Here is a 21,413-nt window from a genome sequence, read left to right on the forward strand (position 1 = left end):
GGTCGGCCGAAGCCATGGCAGCGTATCTGCGATCGCATCCGTTGCACGGGATGTGCCGATGAGTGCGCCGGTTGCGGCGGCCAGTGCACCCCGGTTTGCGGTGATCGGCCTGGGCTACGTCGGCCTGCCGTTGGCGGTGGCGTTTGGCCGGCAGTGGCCGACCTTGGGCTTCGATATCGATGCCGGTCGCATCGCCGAGCTGCGCAGCGGCCAGGACCACACGCTGGAGATGGAAGCCGACGAGCTGGCCAGTGCGCAGCTGCTGCAGTACGGCAGCGATCCGGCACTGCTCGATGCCTGCAATGTCTACATCGTCACTGTGCCGACCCCGATCGATGCATACGAGCAGCCCGACCTGGAGCCCCTGCGTTCGGCAACACGGCTGATTGCCAGCCATCTTCGCGCGGGTGACCTGGTGATCTACGAATCCACGGTGTATCCCGGCACCACCGAAGAGGTCTGCGTGCCGCTGCTGGAGCAGGTCTCCGGACTGCGCTTCAACGAAGACTTCTACTGTGGCTACAGCCCGGAGCGGGTCAGTCCCGGCGACCGCCAGCGGCGCCTGGCCGACATCCGCAAGATCACCTCGGGCTCGACGCGCGAGGTCGCGGCGGTGATTGATGGCCTGTACCAGCGCATCATCGCCGCCGGTACCTTCCCAGCGCCGTCGATGCGTGTGGCTGAAGCGGCCAAGGTGGTGGAGAACATCCAGCGTGACGTCAACATCGCGCTGGTCAATGAGCTGGCACTGATCTTCGACCGGCTCGGCATCGACACCCAGGATGTGCTCGACGCCGCCGGCAGCAAGTGGAACTTCCTGCCATTCCGGCCGGGCCTGGTCGGCGGCCACTGCATTGGCGTGGACCCGTACTACCTGCTGCACAAGTCCGAGAGCGTGGGCTACCACCCGGACCTGATCCACACCGCGCGGCAGGTCAACAACCGCGTCGGCGAGCATGTGGCGTCGCGGGTGCTGGCAATGCTGGCCGAACGCGGCTGCGTAGCTGCGCAGTCGCGCATCCTGGTGCTGGGCGTGACCTTCAAGGAGGATTGCCCGGACCTGCGCAACAGCCGCGCGCTGGAGCTGGCGCAGCGCCTGCGCGATGCCGGTGCACAGGTGGAGGTCAGCGACCCGTGGGTCGGCCCGGCGGCATTGGCCGATGCGGGCGTGCACTGGCTGGCCGAGCCGCTGGCGGGGAGTTACGACGCCGTAGTTCTGGCAGTGGCCCATGCCCGATTCAAGGCCATGGATGACGCCGCGATCCGGGAGCTGCTGGCGCCCGGTGGCATCGTCTACGACGTGAAGTCGGTCTGGCCGCGCAACGTGGTTGACGATCGCTTGTAAGCCCGGGCAGCGAGCGGCGCGGTAGACTCGGGGGCAGTTGCAACCGAGGAAAGCCATGCACCGGTATATCGTCTACCTGCTCGCCATCCTGATGTTCCCGATATGCCTGTGGCTGGCCACGATCTGGCCGGCCTGGTATTGGGGCGTCGGCCTGACTGCCGCGATGGTGGCGCTGGGGACCTGGGACCTGCTGCAGAAGCGCAGCACGTTGCGCCGCAACTATCCGGTGATGGCGCATTTCCGCTATGGCCTGGAATCAATCGGCCCGGAGATCCGCCAGTACTTCGTGCAGAGCGACCTGGAGGACGTGCCGTTCTCGCGCCAGCAGCGTGCGCTGATCTACCAGCGCGCCAAGAACGAGATGGACACGGTGCCGTTCGGCACACTGCGCAGCACCTATGCGGTGGACTACGAGTGGATCAACCACTCGCTGGCGCCGACCGCCATTGCCAAGCACGATTTCCGCGTGTTGATCGGTGCGAACTGTGCAAAGCCCTATTCGGCCAGCGTGTTCAATATCTCGGCGATGAGTTTTGGCTCGCTGTCGGCCAACGCGATCCGCGCACTGAACGAGGGCGCGCGGCGCGGTGGCTTCTACCACGACACCGGCGAAGGTTCGATCTCGCCCTACCACCGCGAGATGGGCGGCGATCTGGTCTGGGAGATCGGCTCGGGCTACTTCGGTTGCCGTGACGAAAAGGGCGGTTTCAGCGAAGAGCGCTTTGTTGCCAATGCCACCCATGATCAGGTCAAGATGATCGAGATCAAGCTGTCGCAGGGCGCCAAGCCGGGCCACGGTGGTGTGCTGCCGGCGCCGAAGGTGACCGCCGAGATCTCGGTGACCCGTGGCGTGCCGATGGGCGTGGACTGCGTATCGCCGTCGCGTCACTCGGCATTCTCGACGCCGGTCGAGCTGTTGCAGTTCCTGGCCCGCCTGCGCGAGCTTTCCGGTGGCAAGCCGGTCGGTTTCAAGCTGGCGATCGGCCACCCGTGGGAGTGGTTCGGCATTGCCAAGGCGATGCAGGAAACCGGGTTGCTGCCGGATTTCATCGTGGTCGACGGCGCCGAGGGAGGCACCGGTGCGGCACCGGCCGAATTCGTCGACCATGTCGGCGTACCGATGCACGAAGCACTGCTGCTGGTGCACAACACCATGGTCGGCCTGGACCTGCGCGAGCGCATCCGCATCGGTGCGGCGGGCAAGATCACCAGTGCGTTCGACATCGCGCGCACCATCGCGCTCGGCGCCGACTGGTGCAACGCCGGCCGAGGCTTCATGTTCGCGCTGGGCTGCATCCAGTCGCTGAGCTGCCACACCGACAAGTGCCCGACCGGCATCGCCACCCAGGACCCGGCGCGCTGGAAGCACCTGGATGCGCCGGACAAGGCCACCCGGGTGTACAGCTATCATGAGCACACGCTGCATGCCTTGAAGGAACTGTTGTGCGCCGCGGGCCTGAACGATCCGGCCGAACTGGGGCCGGAGCACATCCTGCGTCGTGTTTCGCCTGTCGAGATCCGCTCGCTGGCCTCCCTCTACCGCTACCTGGAACCGGGCGAGCTGCTGCACAAAGTGCCCGACCATGCGGTGTTCCATGCGTTCTGGGCCGATGCGCGCAGCGATTCCTTCCAGCCCCCGCCGAAGATCCAGGCGCTGCGCGCCAGCAAGTCGCGATAACGTGTTGCTGTAGAGCCGAGCCCATGCTCGGCTGCTTCTCTCATCGCGATGTTGGAACGAAGATCAGCCGAGCATGGGCTCGGCTCTACAAGGAGGAGCTGTCATGCGGTTCAGGAGCGGCACCATCGATGACGTCGCCACGCTGTGGGCGCTGCGCACGCGTTGTGTGCGTGAAACCTGCAGCAGTCACTACCCTCCCGAGGTCATTGCGCCGTGGTCTGCCTCGCCGCCGCCGTCGCAGTACGCACGGCTGCTGGGGCAGGGCGGCTGTGTAGTGGCCGAGGACGGGCAGGGTGGCCTGCTTGGCTTCGGTGTGTTCGATGCCGATGCCAATGAAGTCGATGCGTTGTTCGTTGATCCTGATCGTGGCGGCCAGGGCATCGGCCAGGCGTTGATGCAACGCCTGCTGGCGATGGCCGATCGTGACCGTGAGGTGGTGCTGTCGGCGTCGCTCAACGCCGTGCCGTTCTATCAACGACAGGGGTTCATCAGCGTGAGCGAAAAGGCCTACCCGCATCCCAGTGGCGTGGCGCTGGCGTCGGTGAGCATGCGCCGGCCGTGGTGACCAGCGCGTAGAGCCGAGCCCACGCTCGGCTGCCTTTGATTCAAGCCGAGCATGGGCTCGGCTTTACATAGTGCAGTTCACCGCCCGGCCAACCACGCGATAGCACCTTCCGCAGCACGCAGGCCGCTGGCGTAGCACGCGGTCAACAGATAGCCACCCGTCGGTGCCTCCCAGTCCAGCATTTCGCCGGCGCAGAACACGCCGGGCAGTGCCCGCAGCATCAGGCCATCATCCAGCGCATCCAGGCGCACGCCACCGGCGGTGCTGATCACCTCGGCCATCGGCCGGGGACGCTGCAGGCGCAGCGGCAGGCGCTTGAGCGTAGCCGCCACGGCAGGCAGGTCGTTGCCGGCTTCTTTACCCAGAATCTCGAACACCAGTGCGGCTTTCACTGCATCAAGGCCGGCCTGGCGACGCAGGTGCTCGCCGAAGCTGCGGCCCTTGCGCGGGCGCGACAGGTCGGCCAGCAGGCGCGCCTCGTCGCGGCCCGGCACCAGGTCCAGCCACAGCATCGCGTGGCCATCGTGGTTGATGGTTTCGCGCAGGTCGGCGGCCAACGCGTAGATCAGGCTGCCTTCAATGCCGTACTCACTGGCCACGCACTCGCCCTGCAGAGCCTGCGGTTGTCCAGCCAGGTCGATCCAGTGCGCAACCACCGGCTTCAACGGTGCACCGGCATTGCGCTGGGCGAAGAACGGGGTCCAGTCCACGTCGAAACCGCAGTTGGCTGACTGCAGTGGTGCGATGTCCACACCACGCGCCCGCAGTGGCGCAACCCAGGCGCCGTCGCTGCCCAGCTGCGGCCAACTGCCGCCGCCTACCGCCAGTACCGTGGCATCGGGGTGGACATCGATTTCCCCCGCTTCGGTGGCAAAGCGCAGGGCGCCGTCATCGCTCCAGCCGATCCAGCGGTGGTTGGCATGCAGGCGCACACCCTGTTCCTTCAATCGGCGTACCCAGCCGCGCAGCAGCGGCGCTGCCTTGCGGTCGACCGGGAACACCCGGCCAGAGCTGCCCACGTAGGTCTCAACGCCGAAGCCTGCGGCCCAGTCACGCAGTGCCTGCGCGTCGAAGCCATCCAGCCAGCTGCCGACCACAGCGGCCTGCTCGCGATAGCGGCTGTCGAACAACGGCCGCGGATCGGAATGGGTGAGGTTGAGCCCGCCCTTGCCGGCGATCAGGAACTTGCGGCCGGGTGAACCCTTGGCCTCGTACAGGTCGACCTCCAGCCCAGCGGCGCGCAGGCGCTCGGCGGCGAACAGGCCGGCCGGGCCGCCGCCGATGACGGCGACCCGCTGGGGCAGTGCGGTATTACGGTTTGACATCGAGCAGCTCGACGTCGAACACCAGCGACGAGCCGGCCGGGATCGGGCCGACGCGGCGGTCGCCGTAGCCGTAGTCCGGCGGGATCATCAGGGTGCGCTTGCCGCCGACCTTCATGCCGGCCACGCCCTCATCCCAGCCGCGGATGACCTGGCCGGCGCCCAGCGCGAAGGTGAACGGTTCGCCACGGCTGACCGAGCTGTCAAAGGTCTTGCCGTGCTTGGTTTCGGTGCGGTTGTCGTAGATCCAGCCGGTGTAGTGCACGGTCACCTTGCTGCCGGAGACGGCTTCGGCGCCGGTGCCGGGCACGGTATCGATGCGCTCGAAGGTGGTCAGGGTGCCGCCCGGCGGTGGGCCCGAGGGCTCGGTGGAACAGCCAACGGCGGCGAGGGACAGCAGCAGGGGAAGCAGCAGGCGGCGCATCGGGCGTCTCCGGAAGGGCGCAGGGCGAGGGCGGCAAGGGTAGCGCATCGGCGCCGGGTATCATGGGGGCATGGCAAAACTCCTGCTCAATCTGCGCAATGTCGGCGACGACGAATATGCCGATGTCTGCACGCTGCTCGACCAGCACGGCATCGCCTGGTACCGCACCGAACCCAGCCCGTGGGGCATTTCCAATGGCGGCCTGTGGCTGCGCGAGGATGGCGATCATTCGCGTGCGAAGGCGCTGATGGCCGAGTACCAGGCCGAGCGCGGTCCTCGCATCCGCGCTGAGCGTGAGCAGGCATTGCGTGATGGCACCGCCGAGACCTTCGGCAGCCTGTTCCGGCGGCGGCCGGTGTACGTGGTTCTGGTGCTGCTGGCGATGGCCGGTGCGGCGGCGCTGGTGCTGCTGCCGTTCGTGCTGTTGCGGGGGTAGAGCGTTCGGCCGGGTTGCACCCGGCAACCGCGGTAGTGCCGGCCTCTGGCCGGCAACAGCAACAGCAACAGCAACAGCAGGCATTCCGTGGGATGGCGTGGCGGTGTGGGTTTGCGGGGCCGCCGTGAACCCGTCCCTGGGGGCTTGGTCGCCGCATCCATGCGGCTCACACCCCGCAAATCCACACCGCCACGCCTTCGACAGTTTCACGCGATCTGCTGGCGCTGGGGGCGGATCCCTCCGATGCGCAGAGGGCTCTGACCGCTGAATCTGCAGATCTTCGATAGATCCACGCCACGGGTGGATGAACGTGAAAATCTGACCCTGGGGCGGTCTGGCGCTAAAATGGCGCAATGATCGCCAATACCGCTGCCTACCATTTCGCCGTCATCGACGCTCCCCAGGCCCTGTGCGACCAGTTGCTGGCGCGCGCCGAGGCGGCGCAGCTGCGGGGCACGATCCTGGTGGCGGGCGAGGGACTGAACCTGTTCCTGGCGGGTGCGCCGGAAGCGGTCGAGGGCTTCTATGCGGCGCTGCGTGCCGATTCGCGCTTTTTCGACATGCGGGTCAAGACCAGCCTCAGCGAGCACCAGCCGTTCGCGCGGCTGAAGGCCAAGGTGAAGGACGAGATCATCAGCTTCCGCCGTGACGACGGTCAGCCGCTGGACTATCCGCGCGCGCCGGCGGTCGATCCGGCCACGGTGCAGCGCTGGTTGCGGCAGGGGCATGACGACGCGGGCAAGCCGGTGGTGATGCTCGATACGCGCAACCTGCAGGAAGTGGAGTACGGCACCTTCAAGGATGCGCTGGTGTTGCCCATCCACAAGTTCACCGACCTGCCCGAGGCGCTGGCGCCGCACCGCGAAGCGCTGAAGGACAGCACCGTGGTCAGTTTCTGCACCGGCGGCATCCGCTGCGAGAAGGCCGCGCTGTGGATGGTCAACGACGGCATGGACAACGTGCTGCAGCTCGAGGGCGGCATCCTCGGCTACTTCGAGGAAGTGGGCGGCGAGGGCTACGAGGGCCGTTGTTTCGTGTTCGACGAGCGCGTGGCGCTGGATGCCGAGTTGAAGCCGATGGTTGACCAGCCGCTGGCCGAGCCGCGCCCCAGCGCGTTCTGATGCTTCCCCGGTAGAGCCGGCCGCTGGCCGGCTGCCAGGGCACGTTGCCTGCCGGCCAGCGGCCGGCACTACCGGATCAAGCGCAGCCAGCCCTGAACCCGCCCCACGGGAATCAGCATCCCGCCACCGTCACTGGCCGCGGCGCCTGGCCGACCCCATGCATGGGGGATCCTGTGACGGAAAAACGCCTGATGATCCCGTTGTCGATCCTTGACCTGGCCCCGGTCTGCGAGGGCAGTGACACCACCGCTGCCTTCGCCAACATGCTGGAACTGGCCCAGCACGCCGATGCGCTGGGCTACCGCCGCTATTGGCTGGCCGAACACCACAACATGCCAGGCATCGCCAGCGCGGCCACCGCCGTGCTGATCGGCCACGTCGCCGGTGGCACAACGCGCATCCGCGTCGGTGCCGGCGGCATCATGCTGCCCAACCATGCGCCGCTGCAGGTGGCCGAGCAGTTCGGCACGCTGGCCTCGCTGTATCCGGACCGCATCGACCTCGGCCTGGGCCGTGCGCCGGGCACCGATCAGCCGACCGCGCGTGCATTGCGCCGCTATTTCGACAGCGCCGACCAGTTCCCGCAGGACGTGCGCGAGCTGCTGCACTACTTCGAGCCGGTGCAGCCCGGGCAGGCGGTGCAGGCAGTTCCAGGTGGTGGCCTGCGAGTGCCGACCTGGATCCTCGGGTCCAGCCTGTTCGGTGCGCGCATGGCCGCCTCGATGGGCCTGCCGTATGCGTTCGCCTCGCACTTCGCGCCCGACGTGATGGACGAAGCGCTGGCGGTGTACCGCCGCGAGTTCCGCCCCTCGGCCACGCTGAAACAGCCGCACGCGATGCTGGCCTTGAACGTTGTCGCCAGCGACAGCGAAGCCGAGTCGCGCCGCCTGTTCACCAGCCAGCAGCAGAGTTTCGTCAATCTGCGTCGTGGACGCCCGGGCAAGATTCCGGCGCCGATCGATGACATCGAATCGTTCTGGGAACCGCATGAAAAGCTGGGCGTGGAGCGGGCACTGGCCTGCACCGTGCTGGGCGATCCGCAGCAGGTGGCGGATGGCATCGCCGCCTTCGTTGAACGGCACAAGCCAGACGAGCTGATGCTCACCGCCAACCTGTATGACCATCGTGCACGCCTGCGCTCGTTCGAACTGACCATGCAGGCCTGGCACGCCCGCCACGCGGGCTGAACAATTGCGTCACGGCCCATTGCGGCCGAACCGCGTCTGATGGGGGCTCAAACAGAAGGAGCCCCCACATGGCCGACACCCGCGCCGAACACATCGCCCAGCTGGCAGAACTGATCAAGGACGTGGAGGTGGCGATGTTCACCACCACCGGCGTCGACGGACGGCTCTACAGCCGGCCGCTGGCCACCCAGCAGGTCACCTTCGACGGTGACCTGTGGTTCGTCATCACTGCCGACAGCCCGAAGGTGGCCGAGATCGCGCTCGATCCGCGCGTCAACGTGGCCTATGCCTCGCCATCGAAGAACACCTACGTGTCTGTGGCGGGGCGCGCGCGGGTTGTCGATGATCGCGCGAAGATCGAGGCGCTGTGGTCACCGGCGATGAAGCTGTTCTTCCCGGGCGGCAAGGACGACCCCAACCTTCGCTTGATTCATGTGCGCGCCGACTCGGCCGAGTACTGGGACGGGCCGGGCACGCTGCTGGGCACGGCGCTGAGTTTCGTGCTGTCGGCAGTGCAGGACGAACCGGCGGCGTTGGCCGACAACGGGTTCATCGATCTTCGGTGATGACCGATGTCCGGTATTGGTAGTGCCGGCCGCTGGCCGGCAAACCTGGAAACGTGGCAGCCGGGCAGCGGCCGGCTCTACCGGATTCCGGCTCAGAACCAGCGCTGGAACAGTTCCACCGTATAGCCCACCAGCTGCCCCGAACTGAAACCGAAGAAGGCGATTGCCGCCAGCGCCGCGATCCAGTTGAACAGCATCAGCGCGCCATCGCGCTCCAGCAGCGCCAGCGCGAACAGCAGCAACTGGAAGCCGAACAGGAAATTGGTGAACGGAATCGGCAGCGACAGCAGAACGCCCAGCAGCACCAGCAGCAGGCCGGTGAAGGCGTGGGCGGGCAGTGGTGTCAGCAGCCGCGGCAGGCGCGGCTTCAGCATCTTGTCCAGGCGCCGCAGCGGACGATCGATACGGTCGAGGAAGCGGTGCATGGTGCCGCGCTTCGGCCCGCGCCGGGCAATGAAGCCGGGCAGCCAGGGACGGCGCAGGCAGCACAGCATCTGCAGGCCGATCAGGATCACCAGCGGCCCGCTGACCGCACCGCCCATGCCCGGAATCGGAATGAACGACGGCAGGATCGCCACGAACAGGAACACGCCGAACGCGCTCTGCTGCAGGTTGCACAGGATCCGGCCAAGCGGCATGTGCTCGGCCGGATCACCGGAGGCAAACATCTCCAGCAGGGTGCGGATGCCCTCGTTGCGGTAGGTCGGGCGCTCGGCGTCCGGACCCTGGCCGGCCTCAGGCGGTGAGCTCATCGGCCTGCTCGTCGGACAACGTGCGCAGCAGCAGCTTGTCCACGCGCGCACCGTCGAGGTCGACCACTTCGAAGCGCCAGCCAGCCCAGTCGAAGTACTCGCCCGCGTGCGGAATGCGGCCGAAGTAATGGATGCACATGCCGGCCAGCGTGTAGTAGTCGCCGTCCTCGGCGTCGGGCAGGTCGTTGCTGCCGATCAGTTCGCGCACGTCTTCGATCGGCAGCGATCCGTCCACCAGCAGCGAGCCGTCTTCGCGGGTCACCACCAGCGCGTCCTCGTCGGCGTTCTCCACCGCCTGCAGACGACCAACCACTGCGCCCATCAGGTCGCTGATGGTCACCAGGCCCTGGATCTCGCCGTACTCGTCCACCACCAGTGCCATCGACTGCTGTTCCTCGCGGAAGATCTCCAGCAGCTTCATCGCGTGGGTCGATTCAGAAACGTACAGCGGCTCGCGCAGGGTCTGGAACAACGCGTTGTCACCGCGCGCCATGCGCGTGGCCAGCGATTTCAGTTCAAGCACGCCGACCACGTCCATGTCGTTGTCGCGGTACACCGGGTACCGGGAGAACTCGTGCTCGGCCATGATTTCCAGGTTGCGCTCCAGTCCGCCCTGGGTATCCAGCCAGGCGATGCGGTTGCGCGGGGTCATCAGGCTGTCGGCGGTGCGGTCACCCAGGCGCATGACGCGGTTCATCATGTCGCGCTCGTGGGCGTCGATCACGCCGGCCTCGTGGCTCTCGGCCACCAGCATGCGGATCTCTTCTTCAGTCACCGAGGCGACTTCATCCTTGCCCAGGCCGAACAGGCGCAGCACCAGCTGGGTGGTCTTGGACAGCAGCCAGACGAAGGGCAGGGCGAGCTTGGCCAGCCAGCTCATCGGCATCGCCACCAGGCCAGCGATGGCTTCCGAGCGGGTCAGTGCCAGGCGTTTGGGTACCAGTTCGCCGAAGATCAGCGTGATGAAGGTGATCAGGCTGACCGCCAGCGCGGTGCCGATGTTGCCGGCGTAAGCGAAGCCCGGCATCAGACCCTGGATCCAGCCGGCGAAGGCTTCGCCCAGCGCTTCACCACCGAGGTAGCCGGTCAGCACGCCGATCACGGTGATGCCGATCTGCACGGTGGACAGGAAGCTCTCCGGCTTCTCCGACAGTTCCAGCGCCTTGGCGGCGCGCTTGGAGGTGGCGGCCATCTGCTTCAGGCGGCTCTTGCGCGAAGTCATGACCGACATCTCGGACATGGCGAAGAAGCCGTTCAACAGAACAAGCGCGAAGACAATCAGGATCATTTCAAACACGGGCGTCGTCCCCGGTTGGTGGCAGGGAGGGCGGGTGCTTGCGATGGCGGCAGGCGCTCAGGAACGGGGTCCGGCGCGGCGCTGGGGGATAAGGGTCGTCGTCCATAGGGTGCGCCCGAAGGCGCGCTGGCATCTTAGCAAAGGGGCGTGGCAGGGTGGCAACCGCCTGTTCAGGTTGGGGGTCTCGATGCCCGGAAAGGGGGCGGGGATACCCGAGATGGTCATCTAGCCGTCATAATTCCGTCTGGTGCCGTCCTTCCCGCGACGGCTGACAGGTTTCTCAATGTTCTCTCTGCAGACCATTTTCGGTTCCGGCAAACAGTTCTACACCCTGCTCGATGAGGCTGCCGTCGCGGCCTCCGACGCCGCCAAGGCGCTGCATTCCATGCTGCGCGAGGCCGACCGCCAGCCCGCGCTGGACGCCTTCAAGCTGGCTCGCCTGCGCGAACGCGCGGCCTCGGACAAGATCAGCCAGGCGCTGGTGGACAGCTTCATGACCCCGATCGAGCGCGAAGACATCGAAGCGCTGGGCTCGGCCCTGTACAAGATTCCGAAGCAGATCGAGAAGTTCGCCGATCGCTATTCGCTGGCCACGACCCATCTGGAACACATCGACTTCGCGCCGCGCGCGGCGATGCTGGAACAGGCCGCCGGCGTGGTGGTGGAGATGGTGGCCGACCTGCGCCACATGAACCTGGACCGGATGACCGCGCTGAACGAGAAGCTGCGCTCGCTTGAGAACGAGGCCGACCGCCTGATGCTCGAGCTGTACCGCGACATCTATTCCGGCCGCCTGGACAACCTGCAGATGTTCCTGCTGAAGGAATTCTTCGAGATCCTGGAAAAGGCCATCGACCGCTGCCGCGAGGCCGGCGTGGTGGCGTACCAGATCGTGTTGAAGAACAGCTGACGGACGCCGCCGCATGTTGACCCTTGTCCTGGTGGTGATCCTGGCCGCGCTCGTCTTCGAGTTCATCAACGGCTTCCACGACACCGCCAACTCCATTGCCACCGTGGTGGCGACCAAGGTGCTCTCGCCCGGCTGGGCGGTGATGCTGGCCGCCTTCATGAACCTCATCGGCGCGCTGACCGGTACCGCAGTGGCGCTGACCATCGCGTCGGGCCTGCTCAACACCAACGTGGTCGACGTCACCCCGCAGGTGATCCTGTGCGCCCTGCTGGGCGGCATCATCTGGAACCTGATCACCTGGTGGAAGGGGCTGCCGTCGTCGTCCTCGCACGCCCTGATCGGTGGCCTCTGCGGCGCCGGCCTGGCCGCTGCCCACAACAACTGGGACGCGCTTATCTGGTCCGAGCGCCTGGGCAGCTGGGCGCAGAACAAGGGCCTGCTGTGGAAGGTGTTCGTGCCGATGATCACTTCGCCGATCGCCGGTTTCCTGCTCGGCATCGTGGTGATGGTGCTGCTGTGGGGCCTGATCGCCGGACTGGCCAAGATCGGTGGCGCCATCGGTCGCCTGGCCCGGCCGCGCATTGTCAATGCGTTCTTCGGCAAGGCCCAGATCGCCTCGGCGGCCTACATGGGCTTCGCCCACGGCCACAACGACGCGCAGAAGACCATGGGCATCATCGCCATGACCCTGATCGGTGCCGAAGCCACCGGTGCGCTGGATGACCTGCCGTCCTGGCTGGCCTTCATGCACCCGGACGCGCACGCCGGTGACGGCATCGCGATGTGGATCGTGCTGACCTGTGCGGTAGTGATGGCTGCCGGTACCGCCTCGGGCGGCTGGAAAATCATCAAGACCCTGGGCCACAAGATGGTCAAGCTGCACCCGATCCACGGCTTCGCCGCGGAGACCAGCTCGGCCACCATCCTGACCCTGGCCGCCCACTTCGGCATGCCGGTCTCGACCACGCACAGCATCTCCACCGCGATCATGGGTGTCGGCTTCGCCAAGAACCCGCGCTCGCTGAAGTTCGGCGTGATCGAACGCATCGTCTGGGCCTGGATCCTGACCATCCCGGCAGCCGGCGGCTGTGCGTACCTGATCCTGAAGCTGTTCGAGCTGTTCGGCTGGACCTGATCGCCACGCCAGGGTGCAAACGAAAAAGCCCGCCGGATACCGGCGGGCTTTTTCATGGGCAGAGAATTTTTCCGCACACCTCGTGTCGACCAAGGTCGACACCTACCAGAGCAGAAACAGGGATCCGATCCCGTGCCGACCAACGGTCGGCACCCACCAACATCAGCAGGAACCTGTGAGCGGCGGGGTGGGGTGGGGTTGCAGGACCGTTGGCGCCATGGATGGCGCCATCGAGCCCCCAGGGATGGGTTTACGGCGTGTCCTGCAACCCCACCCCACCTCGCCAGCCCACGGAAACCCTGCTTTTGACGTTGCCGTTGCAGTTGCCGTTGATCCAGCGGGTGCCGGGCCGCAGGCCCGGCCGAACCCTTCAATTACGCTGGAACAGCGCCTGCACATCCTTGCGGAACGCCGCCTGGCTGTCCGCCCGGCTGTAGAACATGTGCCCACCCGGATAGCTTCTCACCTGCACGCGGTCCGGGTTGCTGCCCATCGTCGGCATCTGGTCCACCGTCAGGATCGACCCCATGAACGGGCACGACAGGTCATTCCAGCCGTGCACGATCAGCACCTGCAGGTGCGGGTCGATTGCCACCGCCTGGCGCAGCTGGGTCACCGCACCCTGGCGCAGGTCGCCGTTGCGGTCCCACAGCCGGTTCACGTCGTAATTCAGCGCCTGGTAGCGCGCATCCACCTTCCAGCCGACCACGCGCGTCACGAAGTCGACCATCGCGGTGGTGGTCGGCGCGATGATGCTGTCCAGCAGCGGATCGTTGGCGCGCTGCTCCGGATCGTTCGGGAACGGATCGAACGCAGTCACATTGGAATCGTAACGGCTGCCCAGCGTGCCCTTGTCGCGGAATACCTCGCGCAGGTAGGCCTGGGTTTCCAGGCGGCCACCGGCACGGCGCACGAACTGCGGGTCAAGTCCGGTCAGCTCGGTTACCCGGCGCAGCATCGCCTCGGTCGCCCGCGGGTCGCTGCGGCCCTTCATCAATGCGGTGGCGTAGTCGCCGCGGGTGTACTCGACCACCTCCTGCATCGCCGCATCGGTCAGCTTGCCCTGGCGCTCCAGGTGCGCTGCAGCGATCGACGGCAGCGTCTGCATCCACGCCATCGGCGAGACATCGGCGTTGTCTTCCAGGGTCGGGCTCAGGTAGGGCGAGACCAGCACGAGGCCGTTCATCGCCACGCCCAGCCGGGTCTGCAGGAAGTGGGTGATGCGCGGGCCACGGTAGCCACCGTAGCTCTCGCCGGTCAGGTATTTGCGCGACGCCATGCGCTGGTTGCGCAGCAGCCAGTCGTAGATCGAGCGTGACAGGTATTCGATGTCGGCACTGGGGTTGTACAGCGCCTTCTTGGCTTCGTCGTCGCCGATGCGTGCGCGGCTGAAGCCGGTGCCGACCGGATCGATGAACACCAGGTCGGTGAAGTCCAGCCAGGTGCCCGGGTTGTCATGCAGGGTGGCCGGCGCCGATGCGCTGTCACCCTCGGAGCCGAAGGTCACCACCTTGGGCCCGATGGCACCCATGTTGAGGTATACCGACGATGCCCCGGGGCCGCCATTGAGCGCGAAGGTCACCGGCCGGTCCTTGCCCGGCATCGTGTAGGCGGTGAACACCACATCGGCGATCACCTTGCCCTTCTCGTCGCGCACCGGCAGGGTGCCCACGGTGGCGGTGTAGTCGAGGGTGCGGCCGGCCAGGCGCATGCTCTGGCGCGCCGACGCATCGGCGGGCAGTGCAGGGGCTTCGGTCCTGTCGTCTTTCGGATCGGGCTTGGCGTCGGCGTCAGGCGCGGCCAGCACGCTGGCTGGGGCGATGAGCAGGCCGACGCAGAGCGCGGCAGTGTGCAGCAGGGACTTCATGGCACCGGATCGGCAGCGGAAGGGGGTTCCGATGCTAGGCCGGTGACGGGCCATGCCGTATGTGTCCAAAGGCATGGCCGCGCGTCGAGGCCGCCACTGGCCAGATTGGGTCAAGCGGGCAGGGTCGCTGCCGCGTCGTCGTCGGCCAGCAGGCCATAGACGGCCGAGTCGGCCAGTTCTCCCTGGATGCGCCAGCGCTGGCGCAGCACCCCCTCGCGGTGGAAGCCCAGGCGTTCCAGCACGTGCGCGGACGGAGCGTTGCGCGGGTCGATCTCGGCTTCCACGCGATGCAGGTGCAGGGTCCGGAACAGATAGCCCAGCATCTGCTGCAGGGCCTCATGCATGTATCCCTGGCCCTGGCGGTCTGGTGCCAGGAGATAGCCGATCTCGGCGCGCATGGCCTCGCGATCAATGGCGAACGCAACGCAGATGCCCAGCAGTGGGCCGTTGGGTGATTCGCGCACGGCCAGCTTCAACTGGGTACCAATGGCGTGCGCAGCAAGATCGTCGTCGATCTGTTCGCGGGCTTCGGCCGGACGCGTCCAGGCCGGGTGGTTCCACCAGCGCATCACGTCCGGATTGGATTGCAGCGTGAACAACGCGGCCGCGTCGTCACGGCGGATCGGGCTCAGCACCAACCGCGCGCTGTGCAGCGGCAGGGCGGGGAACAGCAACGAGTGGCTGGCCAATACGATGGTCCACACGGGTGGACGCGCATTATGGCGCCGCCGGGTTTGCCGATGGCGGCGGGATGGCTCCGGAGCGGATGGGGTCGGATCCCTTTCCGCAGGAAAGGGATCCGACCCCGCTCAGGATCAGACTTCCAGGGAGGCGAGGTCGCCCTTCGACTCCAGCCAGCCCTTGCGGTCGGAGGCGCGCTTCTTGGCCAGCAGCATGTCCATCAGCGAACTTGTCTGTTCGCGATCATCCACGGTCAGCTGCACCAGGCGGCGCGTATCCGGGTGGATGGTGGATTCACGCAGCTGCGGCGGGTTCATCTCGCCCAGGCCCTTGAAGCGGGTCACGTTGATGGCGCCCTTGATCTTCTCGCGTTCGATCTTGTCCAGCATCGAGCGCTTTTCTTCCTCGTCCAGGGCATAGAACACCTGCTTGCCCACGTCGATGCGGAACAGCGGCGGCATCGCCACGAACACGTGGCCGGCATCGACCAGCGCCGGGAAGTGCTTCAGGAACAGCGCGGTCAGCAGCGTTGCGATGTGCAGGCCGTCGGAGTCCGCGTCGGCCAGGATGATGACCTTGCCGTAGCGCAGGCCGCTGATGTCGTCCTTGCCCGGGTCGCAGCCGATGGCGATGGCCAGGTTGTGCACTTCTTCCGAGGCCAGCACGCTGTTGGACGAGACTTCCCAGGTGTTCAGGATCTTTCCGCGCAACGGCATGATGGCCTGGAAGTCCTTGTCGCGGGCCTGCTTGGCGCTGCCGCCAGCCGAATCACCTTCCACAAGGAACAGCTCGGTACGGGACAGGTCCTGGCTGATGCAGTCGGCCAGCTTGCCGGGCAGGGCCGGGCCCTGGGTGACCTTCTTGCGGACGACCAGCTTCTCGGTCTTCAGGCGCGCGCTGGCGCGCTCGATGGCGATCTGCGCGATCTTCTCGCCCAGCTCCACGTTCTGGTTCAACAGCAGGCTGAAGGCATCGTGGGCCGCGCCTTCAACGAAACCGGCCGCCTGGCGCGAGGACAGGCGTTCCTTGGTCTGGCCGCTGAACTGCGGGTCGGTCATCTTCAGCGACAGCACGAACGACACGCGGTCCCACACGTCTTCCGGGGCCAGCTTGACGCCACGCGGCAGCAGGTTACGGAAGTCGCAGAACTCGCGCAGCGCCTCGGTCAGGCCGGTACGCAGGCCGTTGACGTGGGTGCCGTGCTGCGCGGTGGGAATCAGGTTGACGTAGCTTTCCTGTACCAGCTCGCCTTCCGGCAGCCAGGCCACGGCCCAGTCCACCACCTCGGTGTCCTTCTTGAGGTTGCCGACGAACAGGTCGGCCGGCAGCGATTCGCGCTCGCCCAGTTCCAGCTTCAGGTAATCGCGCAGGCCGTCTTCGTAGTACCAGGTGTCGACTTCGCCGGTGGCCTCGTCGGTCAGCTTGACGGTCAGGCCAGGGCACAGCACGGCCTTGGCGCGCAGCAGGTGCTTGAGCGCGCGCACCGCGAACTTGGGCGTGTCGAAGTACTTCGGGTCCGGCCAGAAGCGCACGCGGGTACCGGTGTTTTTCTTGCCGACGGTACCGACCACTTCCAGCGGGGTGGCGCGGTCGCCGTTGCGGAAGGTGATGCGGTGCTCGGCTCCTTCGCGCTTGATGTGTACTTCCACCAGGGTCGACAGCGCGTTGACCACGCTGACGCCGACGCCGTGCAGGCCGCCGGAGAAGGTGTAGTTGTTGTTGCTGAACTTGCCGCCCGCATGCAGGCGGGTGAGGATCAGCTCGACACCCGGGATCTTTTCTTCCGGATGGATGTCCACCGGCATGCCGCGGCCGTCATCGCTGACCTCCACGCTGCCGTCCTTGTACAGGGTGATCTCGATCGAGCGGGCGTGGCCGGCGAGGGCCTCGTCCACCGAGTTGTCGATCACTTCCTGCGCCAGGTGGTTCGGGCGCGCGGTGTCGGTATACATGCCGGGACGGCGCTTGACCGGGTCAAGGCCGGACAGGACTTCAATATCGGCGGCGTTATAGCGGGCGTTCATCTATCTTCTAAAGCGCGGAGCGACGCGCAAGTGTGCGGTCTGTGCGGCGAATTTGCACGCCTGCGGTTCAGCCTCGGCGACGGGGAGGGGGTAAAATGGCAGCCGCTGGAATCTGAACGCCGGCGACCCCCGTTGGGTCGAAACATCCAAGCCATACCGCGAGGAGGACCTCATGAAGAAGTTGCTGACCATTGCGATCCTGGCCGCTGCCGCCGTTGCAGTGCCGCTGGTGGTGGCGCAGAACGCCGGCCAGCCGGCCCCGCAGCAGGGTGACCAGGCCGACAAGGCCCAGGCCGAAGCCGATGCCAAGGCCAAGCGCCGCGCCCAGGCCAATGCCGAGATGAAGGCGCAGGGCCAACCGGCCCCGCAGCAGGAAGAGGAAGAAGAGGCGAGGAAGAAGAAGTAATCCTTCCACCCTCCGAAGCCCTTGCCGCAAGGGATTCGCCCCCCGACGCCCCGCCCAGCGGGGCGTTTCTTTTGTGTGATGGCCGCAACTGCCTCTTGGGTTGGCGGCCATCAATCTGTAAACTATGGCTTTCCGGGAGTAAGTGCGTGTCCACCCTTTGCGAATGGGCTGGCACGACCATGCGTGGTCGCCAGCAATGCGGGTCGCAGGTGACGGTCGATATGACCGGCACGGCCGCCCCGACCTCGCAGGGTGGTCCCCGTCCGGCGCCTGCCGCCGCACGGCCCAGCACCTCCCTCGCTGCCCCAGCGAACCGGAAAACCCCCTTCAAGCTCCATGCCCGCCCTCCGGGTGCGCGTGGTGCTGCCGTTTTCCATTTCCAGACAGGATGCTTGCAGCCATGACTCCCTTGATTTTCGTAACCGGCGGCGTGGTGTCCTCGCTCGGCAAAGGCATTGCCGCCGCGTCGCTGGCCGCCATTCTCGAAGCCCGTGGCCTGAAGGTCACGATGATGAAGCTCGACCCGTACATCAACGTCGACCCGGGCACCATGAGCCCGTTCCAGCACGGTGAGGTCTACGTCACCGACGACGGCGCCGAGACCGACCTCGACCTGGGCCACTACGAGCGCTTCGTGCGCACCCGGCTGAGCCGCAAGAACTCGGTCACTACCGGCCGCATCTACGAGAACGTGATCCGCAAGGAGCGCCGCGGCGACTACCTGGGCGCAACCGTGCAGGTCATTCCGCACATCACCGACGAGATCCGCCGCTGCATTGACGAAGCCACCGAAGGCTACGACGTGGCCCTGGTCGAGATCGGCGGTACCGTCGGCGACATCGAGTCGCTGCCGTTCCTGGAAGCGATCCGCCAGGTGCGCACCGAGCGTGGCCCGGAGAAGGCGCTGTTCATGCACCTCACCCTGGTGCCGTACATCGGTGCCGCCGGTGAGCTGAAGACCAAGCCGACCCAGCACTCGGTGAAGGAACTGCGCTCGATCGGCATCCAGCCGGACGTGCTGCTGTGCCGTTCCGAGCAGGCGGTGCCGGATTCTGAGCGCCGCAAGATCGCCCAGTTCACCAATGTCTCCGAGCGCGCGGTGATCAGCGTGCCGGACGTGGACGTGCTGTACCGCATCCCGTCGGGCCTGCATGCACAGGGCCTGGACGAGATCGTGGTCAACCAGCTGAAGCTGGCTGACAAGGTCGGTCCGGTCGACCTGTCGATGTGGGAAGACGCGGTCGACGCGACCCTGCATCCGCTGGACGAAGTGACCATCGCCGTGGTCGGCAAGTACGTCGATCACCAGGACGCCTACAAGTCGGTCGGCGAAGCCCTCAAGCACGGCGGCCTGCGCCAGCGCACCAAGGTCAATCTGAAGTGGCTGGAAGCACAGGACCTGGAAGGCACCGACATGGCTGCACTGGCCGATGTCGACGGCATCCTGGTGCCGGGTGGCTTCGGTGACCGTGGTTTCGAAGGCAAGGTGCTGACCTCGAAGTTCGCCCGCGAGCAGCAGGTGCCGTACTTCGGTATCTGCTACGGCATGCAGGCGGCCGTGGTCGACTACGCGCGCAACGTGGTGGGCCTGGAAGGTGCCAACAGCACCGAGAACGATCGCCAGTCGCCGAACCCGGTGATCGGCCTGATCACCGAATGGCGCACCGCCACCGGTGATGTCGAGAAGCGCGACGACAAGAGCGACCTCGGCGGTACCATGCGCCTGGGCCTGCAGGAACAGCGCCTGAAGCCGGGCACGCTGGCCCGCGAGCTGTACGGCAAGGACGTCGTCGCCGAGCGCCATCGCCACCGTTACGAGTTCAACAACCGTTACCGCACCCAGCTGGAAGATGCTGGCCTGGTGATCGCCGGCAAGTCGATGGACGACACCCTGGTGGAAGTGGTCGAACTGCCGCGCGACGCGCATCCGTGGTTCCTGGCCTGCCAGGCGCATCCGGAATTCCTGTCCACGCCGCGTGATGGCCATCCGCTGTTCATCGGTTTCATCCGCGCCGCGCGCGAGCGCAAGGCCGGTGGCAAGCTGCTCTCCGCAGCGCGCGCCTGACTTGTGAATGGGGGCTTCGGCCCCCATCCTGCATGCTTCAACCCCCAGCGCACCGGCCCGGCCGGTGATGCGGACAACAAGGAAACGCCATGAAACTGTGTGGATTCGAGGTCGGGCTGGACCAGCCCCTGTTCCTGATCGCCGGCCCCTGCGTGATCGAGTCGATGCAGCTGCAGCTCGATACCGCCGGCAAGCTGAAGGAGATCACCGACAAGCTCGGCGTCAACTTCATCTTCAAGTCCAGCTTCGACAAGGCCAACCGCACCTCGGGCACCGCGTTCCGCGGCCCGGGCATGGAAGAGGGCCTGAAGGTCCTGGCCGAGGTCAAGAAGCAGATCGGCGTGCCGGTGCTGACCGACGTCCACGAATACACCCCGATGGACGAAGTGGCCTCGGTGGTGGACGTTCTGCAGACCCCGGCGTTCCTGGTCCGCCAGACCGATTTCATCCGCAAGGTGTGCTCGGCCGGCAAGCCGGTCAACATCAAGAAGGGCCAGTTCCTGGCGCCGTGGGACATGAAGCCGGTCGTGGAGAAGGCCAAGGCCACCGGCAACGAGCAGATCATGGTCTGCGAGCGTGGTGCCAGCTTCGGCTACAACAACCTGGTCAGCGACATGCGTTCGCTGGCGGTGATGCGCGATACCGGTTGTCCGGTGGTGTTCGACGCCACCCATTCGGTGCAGCTGCCGGGCGGCCAGGGCACCAGTTCCGGCGGCCAGCGTGAGCACGTGCCGGTGCTGGCCCGTGCTGCCGTGGCGGTGGGCATCTCCGGCCTGTTCGCCGAGACCCATCCGGACCCGTCCAAGGCCCTGTCCGACGGCCCCAATGCGTGGCCGCTGGACCAGATGGAAGCGCTGCTCGAGACCCTGATGGAACTCGATGCGGTGACCAAGAAGCACGGCTTCTCGCGCTTCGCGTGAGTCGTGACCCGTGGCTGGCGCTGGAAACCCAGCGTCACCGCCGGCACTGGAAGCAGTGGCCGTGGGGCCTGATCGCACTGGGCCTGGCCGTGCTGTTCACCGTGGGCATGTTCGGCCTGGTGCTGATCGGTGCCGCGTCCGTGCGGCCACCCGGTGATGGCAGCAGTGCACTCGATCTGCGGGCGTACTTCATTGCGCTGCTGGTGGCAGAGCTGCTCGGTGCGGTGGGATGCGTCGTTGCCGCTGTGCTGGCCTGGTGGCTGAATCGCGGCAAGGTCACGGCTGGGCTGGCGATCATCCTGCTCTCGCTGTGGCTGGGCGCCCTGTTCTACGGATTGCTTTGATGAATACGACCACATCGGCGCGTGGCTGGCCCTGGGGCCTGATCGCCCTGGGGCTGTCCGTGTTGACCTGGATCGCTCTGGTGGTGGGCGTGCTGGCCTTCACGTCCGGTTTCCGGCCACCAGGGGACGGAAACAGCGGCGTGGAGGCCACGCAGTGGTGGATGCTGGGCGCGCTGGTCACGATGGTGCTGTCCTTCCTGGGCTGCCCGGTGGCGATGGTGCTGGCCTGGCGCCGGCAGCGTGGCCCCATCCTGGCGGCGATTGCCGGTGCATTGCTGGTGATGCTGGTATCGATGGTCCTGATCGTGATCGGGTCCAGCTGGGGCTGAAGCCGCCTGCGCCATTTGGCAAGTGGCGGGCAGCCGGGG

Annotated in this window: 21 protein-coding genes; 14 read left to right on the forward strand and 7 right to left on the reverse strand. The window is 66.4% G+C overall.

Going from position 1 to position 21,413, the window contains the following annotated elements; all coding sequences use genetic code 11:
- Nucleotides 1-58: 58 nt before the first annotated feature.
- The 3 genes from ACZK4H_RS08370 (at nt 59) to ACZK4H_RS08380 (ending at nt 3,588) form a co-directional block, all read left to right on the forward strand.
- Nucleotides 59-1,345, forward strand: coding sequence for a nucleotide sugar dehydrogenase (locus tag ACZK4H_RS08370; protein ID WP_099552646.1), 1,287 nt, complete (start codon nt 59-61; stop codon nt 1,343-1,345).
- A 55-nt stretch (nt 1,346-1,400) separates the two neighbouring features.
- Nucleotides 1,401-3,023, forward strand: a complete 1,623-nt coding sequence (locus ACZK4H_RS08375; RefSeq protein WP_099552645.1) for an FMN-binding glutamate synthase family protein — start codon at nt 1,401-1,403, stop codon at nt 3,021-3,023.
- 103 nt (nt 3,024-3,126) lie between these two features.
- Nucleotides 3,127-3,588, forward strand: a complete 462-nt coding sequence (locus ACZK4H_RS08380) for a GNAT family N-acetyltransferase (protein ID WP_099552644.1) — start codon at nt 3,127-3,129, stop codon at nt 3,586-3,588.
- A 77-nt stretch (nt 3,589-3,665) separates the two neighbouring features.
- Here ACZK4H_RS08380 and ACZK4H_RS08385 read toward each other — a convergent pair whose 3' ends face one another.
- A complete protein-coding gene (locus ACZK4H_RS08385) occupies nt 3,666-4,913 on the reverse strand; it encodes a TIGR03862 family flavoprotein (protein WP_099552643.1) in 1,248 nt (415 codons plus the stop codon).
- On the reverse strand, nt 4,900-5,334 hold the full coding sequence (locus tag ACZK4H_RS08390) for an FKBP-type peptidyl-prolyl cis-trans isomerase (RefSeq protein WP_088025589.1): 435 nt from the start codon (nt 5,332-5,334) through the stop codon (nt 4,900-4,902). The genes ACZK4H_RS08385 and ACZK4H_RS08390 overlap by 14 nt, the downstream gene beginning before the upstream one ends.
- A gap of 70 nt (nt 5,335-5,404) precedes the next feature.
- Between ACZK4H_RS08390 and ACZK4H_RS08395 the strand changes: the two genes are divergently transcribed.
- The 4 genes from ACZK4H_RS08395 (at nt 5,405) to ACZK4H_RS08410 (ending at nt 8,644) form a co-directional block, all read left to right on the forward strand.
- The gene (locus ACZK4H_RS08395; protein WP_099552642.1) at nt 5,405-5,770 is read left to right on the forward strand and encodes a DUF6164 family protein; all 366 of its coding nucleotides are present in this window, start codon (nt 5,405-5,407) and stop codon (nt 5,768-5,770) included.
- A gap of 353 nt (nt 5,771-6,123) precedes the next feature.
- Entirely contained in the window at nt 6,124-6,891 is a 768-nt protein-coding gene (locus tag ACZK4H_RS08400; protein WP_099552641.1) for a sulfurtransferase, read from the forward strand.
- A 191-nt stretch (nt 6,892-7,082) separates the two neighbouring features.
- Nucleotides 7,083-8,078: an LLM class flavin-dependent oxidoreductase gene (locus ACZK4H_RS08405; RefSeq protein ID WP_099552640.1), complete on the forward strand. Its 996-nt coding sequence runs from the start codon at nt 7,083-7,085 to the stop codon at nt 8,076-8,078.
- A gap of 68 nt (nt 8,079-8,146) precedes the next feature.
- Nucleotides 8,147-8,644, forward strand: coding sequence for a pyridoxamine 5'-phosphate oxidase family protein (locus ACZK4H_RS08410; RefSeq protein WP_099552639.1), 498 nt, complete (start codon nt 8,147-8,149; stop codon nt 8,642-8,644).
- A 92-nt stretch (nt 8,645-8,736) separates the two neighbouring features.
- Here the strand turns inward: ACZK4H_RS08410 and ACZK4H_RS08415 are convergent, their stop codons facing one another.
- Both ACZK4H_RS08415 and ACZK4H_RS08420 read right to left on the reverse strand, forming a co-directional pair.
- Complete coding sequence (locus ACZK4H_RS08415) at nt 8,737-9,396, reverse strand: exopolysaccharide biosynthesis protein (protein WP_099552638.1); 660 nt, start codon at nt 9,394-9,396, stop codon at nt 8,737-8,739.
- On the reverse strand, nt 9,380-10,684 hold the full coding sequence (locus tag ACZK4H_RS08420) for a hemolysin family protein (RefSeq protein WP_099552637.1): 1,305 nt from the start codon (nt 10,682-10,684) through the stop codon (nt 9,380-9,382). The genes ACZK4H_RS08415 and ACZK4H_RS08420 overlap by 17 nt, the downstream gene beginning before the upstream one ends.
- 292 nt (nt 10,685-10,976) lie before the next feature.
- On the opposite strand from ACZK4H_RS08420, the gene ACZK4H_RS08425 reads away from it, so the two are divergent.
- Entirely contained in the window at nt 10,977-11,603 is a 627-nt protein-coding gene (locus tag ACZK4H_RS08425) for a DUF47 domain-containing protein (RefSeq protein ID WP_004152833.1), read from the forward strand.
- A gap of 13 nt (nt 11,604-11,616) precedes the next feature.
- Nucleotides 11,617-12,738 (forward strand): inorganic phosphate transporter, encoded by a 1,122-nt coding sequence (locus ACZK4H_RS08430; RefSeq protein ID WP_099552636.1) that lies wholly within the window; start codon nt 11,617-11,619, stop codon nt 12,736-12,738.
- A 370-nt stretch (nt 12,739-13,108) separates the two neighbouring features.
- Here the strand turns inward: ACZK4H_RS08430 and ACZK4H_RS08435 are convergent, their stop codons facing one another.
- The 3 genes from ACZK4H_RS08435 to parE all read right to left on the reverse strand — a co-directional run bounded on the left by ACZK4H_RS08435 (nt 13,109) and on the right by parE (nt 17,310).
- Nucleotides 13,109-14,605 (reverse strand): S10 family peptidase, encoded by a 1,497-nt coding sequence (locus tag ACZK4H_RS08435; RefSeq protein WP_099551457.1) that lies wholly within the window; start codon nt 14,603-14,605, stop codon nt 13,109-13,111.
- Nucleotides 14,606-14,715: 110 nt separating this feature from the next.
- Nucleotides 14,716-15,294, reverse strand: a complete 579-nt coding sequence (locus ACZK4H_RS08440; protein ID WP_099551460.1) for a GNAT family N-acetyltransferase — start codon at nt 15,292-15,294, stop codon at nt 14,716-14,718.
- A gap of 126 nt (nt 15,295-15,420) precedes the next feature.
- Nucleotides 15,421-17,310 carry a DNA topoisomerase IV subunit B gene (parE, locus tag ACZK4H_RS08445; protein ID WP_049429545.1) on the reverse strand — a complete coding sequence of 630 codons (1,890 nt, stop codon included), beginning with the start codon at nt 17,308-17,310 and terminating at the stop codon, nt 15,421-15,423.
- Nucleotides 17,311-17,482: 172 nt separating this feature from the next.
- On the opposite strand from parE, the gene ACZK4H_RS08450 reads away from it, so the two are divergent.
- From ACZK4H_RS08450 to ACZK4H_RS08470, 5 genes are all read left to right on the forward strand, one after another.
- Nucleotides 17,483-17,716, forward strand: a complete 234-nt coding sequence (locus ACZK4H_RS08450; protein WP_049429546.1) for a hypothetical protein — start codon at nt 17,483-17,485, stop codon at nt 17,714-17,716.
- 400 nt (nt 17,717-18,116) lie between these two features.
- The gene (locus ACZK4H_RS08455) at nt 18,117-19,781 is read left to right on the forward strand and encodes a CTP synthase (RefSeq protein ID WP_099551456.1); all 1,665 of its coding nucleotides are present in this window, start codon (nt 18,117-18,119) and stop codon (nt 19,779-19,781) included.
- Between the two features lie 89 nt (nt 19,782-19,870).
- Nucleotides 19,871-20,701, forward strand: coding sequence for a 3-deoxy-8-phosphooctulonate synthase (kdsA, locus tag ACZK4H_RS08460; RefSeq protein WP_019338187.1), 831 nt, complete (start codon nt 19,871-19,873; stop codon nt 20,699-20,701).
- Nucleotides 20,698-21,045: a hypothetical protein gene (locus tag ACZK4H_RS08465; protein ID WP_099551455.1), complete on the forward strand. Its 348-nt coding sequence runs from the start codon at nt 20,698-20,700 to the stop codon at nt 21,043-21,045. The genes kdsA and ACZK4H_RS08465 overlap by 4 nt, the downstream gene beginning before the upstream one ends.
- Nucleotides 21,045-21,374 (forward strand): hypothetical protein, encoded by a 330-nt coding sequence (locus tag ACZK4H_RS08470; RefSeq protein WP_099551454.1) that lies wholly within the window; start codon nt 21,045-21,047, stop codon nt 21,372-21,374. The genes ACZK4H_RS08465 and ACZK4H_RS08470 overlap by 1 nt, the downstream gene beginning before the upstream one ends.
- The last annotated feature ends 39 nt before the right edge of the window (nt 21,375-21,413 follow it).

The sequence above is a fragment of the Stenotrophomonas sp. 78350_Sma genome, assembly GCF_056482105.1.

Excerpts from the sequence above, each read along its gene's own strand:
- ACZK4H_RS08395 (WP_099552642.1), top strand. The coding sequence starts at position 5,405 with ATGGCAAAACTCCTGCTCAATCTGCGCAATGTCGGCGACGACGAATAT.
- ACZK4H_RS08450 (WP_049429546.1), top strand. The coding sequence starts at position 17,483 with ATGAAGAAGTTGCTGACCATTGCGATCCTGGCCGCTGCCGCCGTTGCA.
- ACZK4H_RS08400 (WP_099552641.1), top strand. The coding sequence starts at position 6,124 with ATGATCGCCAATACCGCTGCCTACCATTTCGCCGTCATCGACGCTCCC.
- ACZK4H_RS08430 (WP_099552636.1), top strand. The coding sequence starts at position 11,617 with ATGTTGACCCTTGTCCTGGTGGTGATCCTGGCCGCGCTCGTCTTCGAG.
- kdsA (WP_019338187.1), top strand. The coding sequence starts at position 19,871 with ATGAAACTGTGTGGATTCGAGGTCGGGCTGGACCAGCCCCTGTTCCTG.
- ACZK4H_RS08390 (WP_088025589.1), bottom strand. The coding sequence starts at position 5,334 with ATGCGCCGCCTGCTGCTTCCCCTGCTGCTGTCCCTCGCCGCCGTTGGC.
- ACZK4H_RS08380 (WP_099552644.1), top strand. The coding sequence starts at position 3,127 with ATGCGGTTCAGGAGCGGCACCATCGATGACGTCGCCACGCTGTGGGCG.
- ACZK4H_RS08415 (WP_099552638.1), bottom strand. The coding sequence starts at position 9,396 with ATGAGCTCACCGCCTGAGGCCGGCCAGGGTCCGGACGCCGAGCGCCCG.
- ACZK4H_RS08385 (WP_099552643.1), bottom strand. The coding sequence starts at position 4,913 with ATGTCAAACCGTAATACCGCACTGCCCCAGCGGGTCGCCGTCATCGGC.
- ACZK4H_RS08375 (WP_099552645.1), top strand. The coding sequence starts at position 1,401 with ATGCACCGGTATATCGTCTACCTGCTCGCCATCCTGATGTTCCCGATA.
- ACZK4H_RS08420 (WP_099552637.1), bottom strand. The coding sequence starts at position 10,684 with ATGATCCTGATTGTCTTCGCGCTTGTTCTGTTGAACGGCTTCTTCGCC.
- ACZK4H_RS08455 (WP_099551456.1), top strand. The coding sequence starts at position 18,117 with ATGACTCCCTTGATTTTCGTAACCGGCGGCGTGGTGTCCTCGCTCGGC.
- ACZK4H_RS08435 (WP_099551457.1), bottom strand. The coding sequence starts at position 14,605 with ATGAAGTCCCTGCTGCACACTGCCGCGCTCTGCGTCGGCCTGCTCATC.
- ACZK4H_RS08405 (WP_099552640.1), top strand. The coding sequence starts at position 7,083 with ATGATCCCGTTGTCGATCCTTGACCTGGCCCCGGTCTGCGAGGGCAGT.
- ACZK4H_RS08370 (WP_099552646.1), top strand. The coding sequence starts at position 59 with ATGAGTGCGCCGGTTGCGGCGGCCAGTGCACCCCGGTTTGCGGTGATC.
- ACZK4H_RS08410 (WP_099552639.1), top strand. The coding sequence starts at position 8,147 with ATGGCCGACACCCGCGCCGAACACATCGCCCAGCTGGCAGAACTGATC.
- ACZK4H_RS08425 (WP_004152833.1), top strand. The coding sequence starts at position 10,977 with ATGTTCTCTCTGCAGACCATTTTCGGTTCCGGCAAACAGTTCTACACC.
- parE (WP_049429545.1), bottom strand. The coding sequence starts at position 17,310 with ATGAACGCCCGCTATAACGCCGCCGATATTGAAGTCCTGTCCGGCCTT.
- ACZK4H_RS08470 (WP_099551454.1), top strand. The coding sequence starts at position 21,045 with ATGAATACGACCACATCGGCGCGTGGCTGGCCCTGGGGCCTGATCGCC.